The organism is Bacillus sp. JJ722 (assembly GCF_036963345.1).
Taxonomy (GTDB): Bacteria; Bacillota; Bacilli; order Bacillales; family DSM-1321; genus Bacillus_AD.
The window spans coordinates 3,332-11,971 of record NZ_JBALMO010000218.1 but is presented as its reverse complement, the minus strand read 5'-3'; the positions used below and the strand labels follow the sequence as shown (position 1 = coordinate 11,971).

Sequence of the window (8,640 nt, the reverse complement as noted above, 5' to 3'; positions counted from 1 at the left end):
CTATCGTACGTAATTTCATTAGTAATACAATATTCAAATCCATGTTCTCCAGGCATTTTAGTTAAAGACATTAAATATTCATATAACTCTTGCCCTCTTTCAATTAAATCATTAGCATACAACAACTGATAAACTCTAAAATCCATATGCATAAAAAATCCTACCTCCTTATATTATGAGATAGGATAAATATACCATCAAACTAGATTAATTACTATTTTTTCTTAATATTGACACAATTCTACATCTTCAATGTCAATCCACGTTTTAAAGCCATCTTCAGTTTCTATCCTAAGTTCTGTTCCCATATCTGATTGTTCAATACCAATAACAGTTCCTATTACTCCATACAATTCTTCATTACTATTAGAAATAACTTCAACAGTATCATTTAATGCCACAATAATTCCTCCCCCAAAATTATTTGAGCTTTGAGATAATCTCATATAAATCCTCCTAGTAATTTAATCATTAATTACCACTATTTACAATATACTCCACAAAAATACCCTGATTTTTTTAAGACAAATTTCTCAATAACCACTAAAAACTTGTAAGTTTACGTAAAACAAAATAAACTCGTGTTAATTTGTTCTGTAATTTTTTTATCTGCTCTTTCTATAGTATCTTGAACAGTTGATTTTGAGACCTCAAGTAAATCTGCAATTTTTGAAAATGATAAACAATTACCTTTTGACATCAAAAATATTTCTTTTTCTCTTTCTGTTAGAACTGATAAGGCATCATCTAGTTTAACTCTATCCCAATAAGATAAAGTATCTTCTTGCTGATGATTATCCCACTCATATACATCTTCTGCTGTTGTTCTAAAATATCTTTGCATTAATATCGGATCGCACGGCCGCTCTTTTTGATATGCAGCTCTTCTCTCAATTCCACGTCTTGGCCCTGGTTGCTTTCCTGTTCTCATCCATTCAATTGCATAAACTAAATCAGATGCCATACTTCCTAGAATTTTCTTATCTTCTTCATTCGCAGTAAGCATTAATTTGCGAACTTCTCTAAGCGAAGCTCTATATTGAAGCAATAATTCTTCCATAAACAGCACCTCATTAATTAAAATAAAAAAAGAGCACCAAACACCGCATAAGCGATTGTTCAGTGCCCCGGTTCTTCCGCTAGGCTTATTTAGATGTATATTGAATGTCGCAGTATTCAGGCTTACCCTTTTTCCATACAATAGTCTGTGTTCCATATCCAGAAGGTATATTATCCACTTTCTTAAGTTGTCCATCTTTCACATAGTATGTTGCATTCTCATCTAAACTTATTATTGCAGTACCATCACCAACTAAAGGCTTCATGTTGTTCCCCCTTAATAATCGTCTCATAGCAGCCTAACAAGTCACTGGCACATTCATGTATTTCACTACTAATGATTTCATATAATCCATATTGATTTTTGTGTATTTTTATTTTGCCTATAACAATAGAGCTTTTATTTCTCAATTCAGATATCATAATATAAACTGGATCATCTTCTAATCCTAATTCATTGTATATTGATAATTGCTTCATAACCTCACCTTTTTGAAAGTCTTTTCTGTAACTCGATAAGTGCTAAATATCTATAATCAGTATGTCTAGCCAAGAATTGTAACTCGGCTAGACTAGCTTTCTTAAGAAACATTCTATTTCGCTCCGTTTGTTATCTATTAAATTCGCTTACTCTTTTGTTTCCATTGGATAATACCAATCCTTAAACAATTGACTCGCTTTTTGCGTTTTTTTAATTTCAATTACGACATGTTCACTATTAGTTGATGTTTGTTTAAAAACACGATGTATAACATTTACTACTTCAAAAATCCCTGTCCGCTTTTCATGTATAATATCTAATTCTAAAAATTCTCCCACACGAGGGACACACGTTGAGTTATACTTAGATACGCTTTTCCCATCTTTTCTTACATCAATCCTATTCTTCTCTGACATTAGTAAAACCTCCATCTATCTTTACTCTTTTGTTTCCAAAAGCTCTGGATTGTCATATATGTTACCGATCACCGTTGTAGCTAAAGATATCTCATTGCTAAATGGAAAATAATCACGCAAATGATTCTTAGGGCTACTTATCAGTTTTTCTTGCCATTCAGAATCTCGGAAAACAACTTGAGTAATGATATCTCTATCTTGCAAAAAATCCACTTCAAAAATTTCTGTACCGGACTTATCTTTTAAACCTGTATATTGACCAACTGTTTCTGGATCAACTTGATAAATATTTCGAATACCATTCTTATCAAGGTTTCTTATAAAAGCCCATTTATCTTCTTGGATAAGAGACCCATAGACCCACTCTCCAGTCATGATAGACTTCCCACGAAACTTAATTTCTCTCAAACTGATAACCTCCTAAATATGCTAATATAGTAATTAATCAGAATACTCACTAAGGAGTCTATTACATATGAGTAAAAAACAATTTTGGATTATGAGAGCTATATTTATATTAAGTGCATTTATTGTATTGATGATTTATCCAACCATTAAACAAAGCATCTTTTTTTCCTACCTAGCTCTTTACTACATAATCGATTTTTCTCTTTGGATTTATTTTGAAAAGAAAAAGGAGAAGGAGGAGCAGAACGAGTGATCTACTCCTTCAATCCTGTTTTTCTTATCATCTTCGAAGTTTCACTTTTCTATTGATTTTTCTCCAATAAAGTTACACACTAGTACTGACTATAATTTGAGGTGATAATTTTTGAAAACAAGAGAATTCCCATTAACACACGGCTGGACTCTCGTAATGCCCGAAACATACTCTGTATATGTTAACGTTGAAAATCCTGATATATTTTCCATACACAACGGTGGTAATGGCCAATTGGTAGTATTAATTACAGAAGAAAATTCAATCAAAGTTGATAAGAATAGGTATGATGCAACACATAAGGTAAACATATCTAACCGTTCATTCACCCTCTTTCCCTATCTCGATGAAGAATAGTAGATTGATATTAGAGCATCAAATGTAGATGCTCTTTTTGACAATTTACTTTTCTACTGCGTAACTCCCTCAAGCCTGTGTTTCTTATCATCTTCGAAGTTTCACTTTTCTATTGATTTTTCTCCAATAAAGTTACACACTAGTACTGACTATAATTTGAGGTGATAATTTTTGAAAACAAGAGAATTCCCATTAACACACGGCTGGACTATCGTAATACCTGAAACATACTCTGTATATGTTAACGTTGAAAATTCTGATAAATTTTCCATACACGACGGTGAGAATGACCAATCGGTAGTATTAATTACAGAGGAAAATTCAATCGAAGTTGATAAGAATAGGTATGATGCAACACATAAGGTAAACATATCTAACCGTTCATTTACCTTCTTTCCCTATCTCGATGAAGAATAGTAGATTGATATTAGAGCATCAAATGTAGATGCTCTTTTTGACAATTTACTTTTCTACTGCGTAACTCCCTCAACCTTTTGTTTCCTAATAACCAAGAATCACCTAAGTTATGTTAAAATAATAAAAACTATTAATTTGAGGTGCATTCTTGAAAAGTCTATTGTCTGTGATATTTGGTTTAATACTCTTTGTTTTTTATTTTTTTGAAATTTCAATTTTTCCAGATTTTATCACAATATTAATTTTTATAACATTTCCTATCATGGGATTTATTCTTGCGTGGTTAAGCCCCAAATCTCCAATTCGGATTGTATGTTTTGTGATTCATTCTCTATTCCTTTTTTATGCATTTTTTCTTTCATTAGTATTCATTACTTTCTTTCAGAGTGAATGAAACCATAATTTTCTTCAGCTAAGTCCATTTATAAGTGGGCTTTTTTCATTAAGTAAACATACTAATTCTTGTGTTTTCTTTTTTATGTTATATAAAGTTATTTTTGTTACAATTAACTAAAACTGAGGTTAATTATTATGACATTTATTAGTGACAACTTAGTTCTAATTATCTTTGTTTTAACAATTTCATTTGCTCTTTTTGTTAGAAGATTACTAAAGAACACTTCACGTAATCATGAAAATAGTAACGCTATTGAGAAAAAACTCGATAAAATTATAGACTTACTAGAGAAGGATAAAAAATCTTAGTTTTGTCCTTCTTTCTTCCTCCCCTATTCACCAATCATTTTAAGAACATTCTCATAGGCATAAGATTCTGAGTGAAAGTCAAGAATCCGCTGAGATTCATCCTGAAAACAAGGGCCATTTCTTACTTCGATACGTTTATCTAAAACTTTTATTTTTTGCTGTAGTTTCATAACAAGTTTCTTCTTGTCTTTCTCTAGCTGTTCCACTTTTGACATTGATTGCAATGCTATCCTCATAGCTTGCTTTACATCATCTGACCAGTTAGCGAAAGCAAGACCAGCATGAATAATTTCTTTCGCTTCTTTAAATTCCATCTTTCTTCCTCCCTTATTTGGAATTATGCTGCTACTTCAATCGTTTCTGATAACCAATGGAGCCATTTTTCAAAAGCGCTGACAAACGGTGTTACATTGTAATCACAAGCCCATCCGGCAAAACCGATAAAACCATTTGAACTAAAAGTAATTGCTTCACGTCGGCTAAAATAATAGCCATCAACTTCAATAACTGCATATTGTAAGCCAGTACGTTTCAAAAACTTTATGTCTTTTTTACGAGGTTTAGATAGTTTCAATTTCATATCACTACCGAATATCTCAAATTCTTTAGTTAATAACAGCCTAAGCTTCTGAATATGATCTTCATTTAACTTTGCATAACTAAGACCTGATGCTTTGAATTTTTCCCGTAATTTGTCCGCTCTTATGCGTTGAGGAATTTCTTTATTTTTAATACGTCTACTTGGAATATTACCTGTCTCTATATCAAACAATTCGAATGCAGCAATGTTACGATATTCAAATTTATTTATCACTACCCACCACATATTATTGATATTGTGATAAACAATTCCACGCATCAATCTTCTTTTATATCCATAAAAATATTTAACTTGTCCGTTTCGTAATTGTTTCCCATTTTTATCTGTAGCGTTATAGCTTGGATGCTCATATTCTGGAAGCTCTTTACCGTCTTCATAATGCCAGCAGGTTTTGATTTTATGCATAACCTTATCGATTGCAAACTTAAAGTTAGGTTCAGCAGTATTTTCAAAGCCTTCTTGCTCGATTAACTGACACATGTATTTTCTTGTTAATACGAACTCGCAACGGACTAGATAAGGCATCATTTTGAACTTGTCAAAATCGTAGTATCCTCCGTTTCGATTCTTTGTATTTACTTCTTGATAGAATTCAAATTTAAAACCTGCTGGATATATCTTAGCTTTAAAGAGCAAGTTCCCTTTAGATCCTTCCCAATGAGTATCTGCTAAAATAGGGTACTCTTCTAAAATTTCTCTATCAGTTTGAATAAGGAATCCTCGCTGTTTTAATAAATCAAAAATTGTATTCAATAAATCTAACTTTCCGCCATGAACACTAATAGTTGTATCCGTTGACGATGAGTAAAAAGTTTTCTTTTCCATGATTAGCCCCCTCGTAATTTTTTAGGAAACATAATACAAATTTTGCTACTTAGCCTTTCTCACTCTTTTCTTAGCTTCTTTCTCAAGCTTTTTATACTCGTCCATATCCATAAACCCATGACCATCTACTAGTTTCAAAACCTTTACTGTATCGAGATAAATACGCTCAAACAACTTTTGTTTGATAAGGAATACCTCTGTTTCCTTGCCTTTAACATCAATGATTTCGTATGATCCATCAGCCTTGATAACCTTAAAATCCGCTATATATTCAATATTCTGATAGTGTTTGCCGTTCTTAGAGAAGGATGGCAGCAACTCGAACCGTGGTTGCAGCTCAAAGTCCTTGATTTGCTTATTTGCCTTCATCCATTTAAGTTGGTTGTAATACATCGCTTCTGCTTTACTATCAAATGTGATTCCATCAACTTTAACTTTTTGATTTCCGTACTTTGATCTAGTTGCTACTCCCATAAAATCCCCCTATGCAGCCATTTCCTTTTTTAATCGATTAATGATGTACGCTTGCCCTTTTGGAGTAACGCGCATAGTGAGCCAAGCAAGATTGCCTGATGACGTTTCTTTAACACCCTGAGAAATCTCGAAATATCCTCGATTGATATATTCCTGATATGGCTCCGCTTTATTAGGAAAGACTAACTTCCATTCACGTAACTTTTGCCATAGTTTCCGCTCTCCGATTACAAAGCCATTCTTAGACATTAACTTTGCAAGTTCACGTACTAATAAAGCCTTTTCTGATGCCATACATGCTTCTGCAAATGATACAAGTGGTTGTTGTTGTAAAAGTTTAGTTTCTGCTTTCTTACGGCCTTCTTTCTCAATCTTGAGATTAGTTGCAAGTTGTATAAGGAAATCAGGACTTGTAAGAGCCTTTTCTAGAACATCATTTGTCATATATGCCCCATGCTTGCGAATGGATGGTAATACTTTTTGCTTAACCCACTTTTTGAACATCTTCGCTTCGAGCTTTCGACTTGCAAAGATCAACTCGTACAATCCTGATTCATTTACAATATTAACTTCACCCTGACGCCCTAAGTTGAACTTAGACCGTTCTTCATCATCCAGCCGACTCATTACCATTGAAGGGTTGGAAAGTTCAAGAATTTCGCAAACATCTTTTGCCACGAACCACGATTCATTATCTTTTTCAACAACTCTTAAATTACGACCTTGAAATTCGAATACTTTTTGTAATTCATTCATGATAGTTCCTCCTTAAGCTGTTTGAATTAGTTCTGGATTTTCGTAGATGTTGCCGATGATGTTTAAATATCTTTCTGGAGTGGCGTTGTGAAAATAACAGTCATAACCATATTCATAAGTCACTTTATCCTCGTAATCTTCATGTAAGTACAAGTCCGAAGGAACAGCACAATAAGCCCCATACTTTTCGATATAACAAATTACAGAAAGATTTCTACCATCCGAATCAATATCCCCTTCATAAATCTCATTACCATTCTTATCTGTTAAGCCTGTGAACTGCATATATTTAAGATGATGAAGGGTTTTAAATTCTTCTTCATCCTCTGTAATATCTGTTGCAACAATACCGTTAGAATCGAATGAGAAAACAACATCTTCTTCCTCCCCAACGTAATACATTCTATTTTTGACGTTATCCCAGGCGCGAACTTTAATCACGTTCATCAAGCACTCACCCTTTCCTGCTTCCAACCTGGTAGAATCTCGTATTCATCAAAATAGCTACCGTAAAAATCAGTTGACGTATTGAAACGATCTAACGCCTGTTTTTCATCATCCGGTGTATAACAAACCGTTTTCGACTTGAACAAACCGTCTTTTTTCCATGCAATGATGCAATACCAACCATCGTTATTAAATCCCATTGTTTCAACCATATCTTCACCTACAATCCTTCTAATCTATGATTCAATTTAATATCTCGTGGAATAACCACTGTATAGTCCTTACACATTTGAAAAATACGAGTACCTAATGCTTCATCAACATCCACTAATTCATCTACCGATAACTCACACGACACCATAATCGGTAAATGGTTAAGGTATCTGTAATTAATAACCGCGTACATCTTTTCAATGGCCCATTCGGTTGCTCTAGGCTTTCTTTCTTTTCCCACTGGCTTAAAAAGGTCATCTATAAAAAGTAACTCTACTTTCTTCATCCGTTCTAACTTAGCTTCTAACTGATCAAAGTCGTCTTTTAAATCGTCCATCCCTTCGATAAAAGGAAAGTACAATACTGGAACACTTTTTCTACTGATAAGATTATTTGAAATAGCCATTAATAGGTGCGTTTTACCTGCGCCCGGCTGTCCTAATAGAGAAATGCTATTCTGACGATTTTTTCTTATGGACATGAAATTCTGATAGTATTCCAAAGCACATTGATAAGCATCTACAATCGCTGCTGGTTTACCTTCTGTAATGTAGTTTTGAAACCCTAGACGTTTAAATGCATCCGTAATCTCACTAGCCTTCATAAGCTTTTGTACTCTCTTCTCATGTACACATTCACAGGGAACAGCATATGTATCTCTCCATTCCCAAGCTTCCGTTGGGCTACATACTTCACCGTTTAAGAAGTCTTTCTCTAGTACCATGCTTTCAGGCTTCGTAACCTTGTGCTCTGCATCAACAATCCGCTCTGTATCCTTGTGAACCCGATAAATAATGACGTTTTTATCATCACACTTTGGACAATCAGGCTTTATTTCTTCTGATTCTTCCTGTTTGATTACCTGTGATTGACGTTTGCGGAGGTTTTCCAGCACTTGCTCGATTGTTGTTGCCATTGTCATTTATCCTCCTTTTTGCTATCTTTTGTGATTCCTGAGATTTATTATGTTTATCTATAATGAACCCAACACAATAATTCAATCCGTTTATCCGATCTCGGCTATGTTTAGGTGTATATGTTTCAAAACGTTCAGTAAGGTATAACAATGCTTGCTCCAAGGGCACACCAGCTTCAATAATTTCACATGCTGCTTGATAATCACTTGCAGAGTGATCAAACCCTCTAGCTCGTAATTGAATGAAACGATTAAGCAATTCACTAACTGCTTGTTCAGAAGTATGTAATATTTCTTCAGACGGCACTGGAT

At 33.9% G+C, this 8,640-nt stretch carries 17 protein-coding genes and 1 pseudogene; 4 read left to right on the top strand and 14 right to left on the bottom strand.

What is annotated here, in order from left to right; translation table 11 throughout:
- Positions 1-224: 224 nt before the first annotated feature.
- From V7014_RS21685 to V7014_RS21660, 6 genes are all read right to left on the bottom strand, one after another.
- Positions 225-446, bottom strand: a complete 222-nt coding sequence (locus V7014_RS21685; RefSeq protein ID WP_335510234.1) for a hypothetical protein — start codon at positions 444-446, stop codon at positions 225-227.
- Positions 447-559: 113 nt separating this feature from the next.
- A complete protein-coding gene (locus V7014_RS21680) occupies positions 560-1,060 on the bottom strand; it encodes a sigma-70 family RNA polymerase sigma factor (RefSeq protein ID WP_335510232.1) in 501 nt (166 codons plus the stop codon).
- A gap of 85 nt (positions 1,061-1,145) precedes the next feature.
- Positions 1,146-1,325, bottom strand: a complete 180-nt coding sequence (locus V7014_RS21675; protein WP_335510230.1) for a hypothetical protein — start codon at positions 1,323-1,325, stop codon at positions 1,146-1,148.
- Positions 1,306-1,539, bottom strand: a complete 234-nt coding sequence (locus V7014_RS21670) for a hypothetical protein (protein WP_335510227.1) — start codon at positions 1,537-1,539, stop codon at positions 1,306-1,308. Before V7014_RS21670 ends, V7014_RS21675 begins: the two co-directional genes overlap by 20 nt.
- A 147-nt stretch (positions 1,540-1,686) precedes the next feature.
- Positions 1,687-1,956 carry a hypothetical protein gene (locus V7014_RS21665; RefSeq protein ID WP_335510225.1) on the bottom strand — a complete coding sequence of 90 codons (270 nt, stop codon included), beginning with the start codon at positions 1,954-1,956 and terminating at the stop codon, positions 1,687-1,689.
- A gap of 21 nt (positions 1,957-1,977) precedes the next feature.
- Positions 1,978-2,364, bottom strand: coding sequence for a YopX family protein (locus tag V7014_RS21660; RefSeq protein WP_335510223.1), 387 nt, complete (start codon positions 2,362-2,364; stop codon positions 1,978-1,980).
- 67 nt (positions 2,365-2,431) lie between these two features.
- On the opposite strand from V7014_RS21660, the gene V7014_RS21655 reads away from it, so the two are divergent.
- The 4 genes from V7014_RS21655 to V7014_RS21640 all read left to right on the top strand — a co-directional run bounded on the left by V7014_RS21655 (position 2,432) and on the right by V7014_RS21640 (position 4,096).
- Positions 2,432-2,617 carry a hypothetical protein gene (locus tag V7014_RS21655; protein ID WP_335510221.1) on the top strand — a complete coding sequence of 62 codons (186 nt, stop codon included), beginning with the start codon at positions 2,432-2,434 and terminating at the stop codon, positions 2,615-2,617.
- Positions 2,618-2,728: 111 nt separating this feature from the next.
- The gene (locus tag V7014_RS21650) at positions 2,729-2,974 is read left to right on the top strand and encodes a hypothetical protein (protein ID WP_335510219.1); all 246 of its coding nucleotides are present in this window, start codon (positions 2,729-2,731) and stop codon (positions 2,972-2,974) included.
- Between the two features lie 171 nt (positions 2,975-3,145).
- Complete coding sequence (locus V7014_RS21645) at positions 3,146-3,391, top strand: hypothetical protein (RefSeq protein ID WP_335510218.1); 246 nt, start codon at positions 3,146-3,148, stop codon at positions 3,389-3,391.
- A gap of 531 nt (positions 3,392-3,922) precedes the next feature.
- Complete coding sequence (locus tag V7014_RS21640; RefSeq protein WP_335510216.1) at positions 3,923-4,096, top strand: DUF4083 family protein; 174 nt, start codon at positions 3,923-3,925, stop codon at positions 4,094-4,096.
- 23 nt (positions 4,097-4,119) lie between these two features.
- On the opposite strand, the gene V7014_RS21635 is transcribed toward V7014_RS21640, so the two are convergent.
- From V7014_RS21635 to V7014_RS21600, 8 genes and pseudogenes are all read right to left on the bottom strand, one after another.
- Positions 4,120-4,410 (bottom strand): hypothetical protein, encoded by a 291-nt coding sequence (locus V7014_RS21635; protein ID WP_335510214.1) that lies wholly within the window; start codon positions 4,408-4,410, stop codon positions 4,120-4,122.
- A gap of 23 nt (positions 4,411-4,433) precedes the next feature.
- The gene (locus tag V7014_RS21630; protein ID WP_335510212.1) at positions 4,434-5,522 is read right to left on the bottom strand and encodes a hypothetical protein; all 1,089 of its coding nucleotides are present in this window, start codon (positions 5,520-5,522) and stop codon (positions 4,434-4,436) included.
- Positions 5,523-5,567: 45 nt separating this feature from the next.
- The gene (locus V7014_RS21625; RefSeq protein WP_335510210.1) at positions 5,568-5,996 is read right to left on the bottom strand and encodes a DUF1064 domain-containing protein; all 429 of its coding nucleotides are present in this window, start codon (positions 5,994-5,996) and stop codon (positions 5,568-5,570) included.
- Positions 5,997-6,005: 9 nt separating this feature from the next.
- Complete coding sequence (locus V7014_RS21620) at positions 6,006-6,752, bottom strand: phage antirepressor (RefSeq protein WP_335510208.1); 747 nt, start codon at positions 6,750-6,752, stop codon at positions 6,006-6,008.
- Positions 6,753-6,764: 12 nt separating this feature from the next.
- On the bottom strand, positions 6,765-7,199 hold the full coding sequence (locus tag V7014_RS21615; RefSeq protein WP_335510206.1) for a YopX family protein: 435 nt from the start codon (positions 7,197-7,199) through the stop codon (positions 6,765-6,767).
- Positions 7,199-7,411, bottom strand: coding sequence for a hypothetical protein (locus V7014_RS21610; RefSeq protein ID WP_335510205.1), 213 nt, complete (start codon positions 7,409-7,411; stop codon positions 7,199-7,201). Before V7014_RS21610 ends, V7014_RS21615 begins: the two co-directional genes overlap by 1 nt.
- Before the next feature lie 8 nt (positions 7,412-7,419).
- Positions 7,420-8,328: an ATP-binding protein gene (locus V7014_RS21605; RefSeq protein WP_335510203.1), complete on the bottom strand. Its 909-nt coding sequence runs from the start codon at positions 8,326-8,328 to the stop codon at positions 7,420-7,422.
- Positions 8,237-8,640, bottom strand: a pseudogene (locus V7014_RS21600) (hypothetical protein); the annotation flags it as partial. The gene V7014_RS21605 and the pseudogene V7014_RS21600, both read right to left, overlap by 92 nt.

What these genes read in the sequence shown, in the direction of transcription:
- V7014_RS21675 (WP_335510230.1), bottom strand. Translation starts at nt 1,325, where the DNA reads ATGAAGCCTTTAGTTGGTGATGGTACTGCAATAATAAGTTTAGATGAG.
- V7014_RS21680 (WP_335510232.1), bottom strand. Translation starts at nt 1,060, where the DNA reads ATGGAAGAATTATTGCTTCAATATAGAGCTTCGCTTAGAGAAGTTCGC.
- V7014_RS21685 (WP_335510234.1), bottom strand. Translation starts at nt 446, where the DNA reads ATGAGATTATCTCAAAGCTCAAATAATTTTGGGGGAGGAATTATTGTG.
- V7014_RS21620 (WP_335510208.1), bottom strand. Translation starts at nt 6,752, where the DNA reads ATGAATGAATTACAAAAAGTATTCGAATTTCAAGGTCGTAATTTAAGA.
- V7014_RS21605 (WP_335510203.1), bottom strand. Translation starts at nt 8,328, where the DNA reads ATGGCAACAACAATCGAGCAAGTGCTGGAAAACCTCCGCAAACGTCAA.
- V7014_RS21655 (WP_335510221.1), top strand. Translation starts at nt 2,432, where the DNA reads ATGAGTAAAAAACAATTTTGGATTATGAGAGCTATATTTATATTAAGT.
- V7014_RS21635 (WP_335510214.1), bottom strand. Translation starts at nt 4,410, where the DNA reads ATGGAATTTAAAGAAGCGAAAGAAATTATTCATGCTGGTCTTGCTTTC.
- V7014_RS21630 (WP_335510212.1), bottom strand. Translation starts at nt 5,522, where the DNA reads ATGGAAAAGAAAACTTTTTACTCATCGTCAACGGATACAACTATTAGT.
- V7014_RS21670 (WP_335510227.1), bottom strand. Translation starts at nt 1,539, where the DNA reads ATGAAGCAATTATCAATATACAATGAATTAGGATTAGAAGATGATCCA.
- V7014_RS21610 (WP_335510205.1), bottom strand. Translation starts at nt 7,411, where the DNA reads ATGGTTGAAACAATGGGATTTAATAACGATGGTTGGTATTGCATCATT.
- V7014_RS21640 (WP_335510216.1), top strand. Translation starts at nt 3,923, where the DNA reads ATGACATTTATTAGTGACAACTTAGTTCTAATTATCTTTGTTTTAACA.
- V7014_RS21615 (WP_335510206.1), bottom strand. Translation starts at nt 7,199, where the DNA reads ATGAACGTGATTAAAGTTCGCGCCTGGGATAACGTCAAAAATAGAATG.
- V7014_RS21625 (WP_335510210.1), bottom strand. Translation starts at nt 5,996, where the DNA reads ATGGGAGTAGCAACTAGATCAAAGTACGGAAATCAAAAAGTTAAAGTT.
- V7014_RS21665 (WP_335510225.1), bottom strand. Translation starts at nt 1,956, where the DNA reads ATGTCAGAGAAGAATAGGATTGATGTAAGAAAAGATGGGAAAAGCGTA.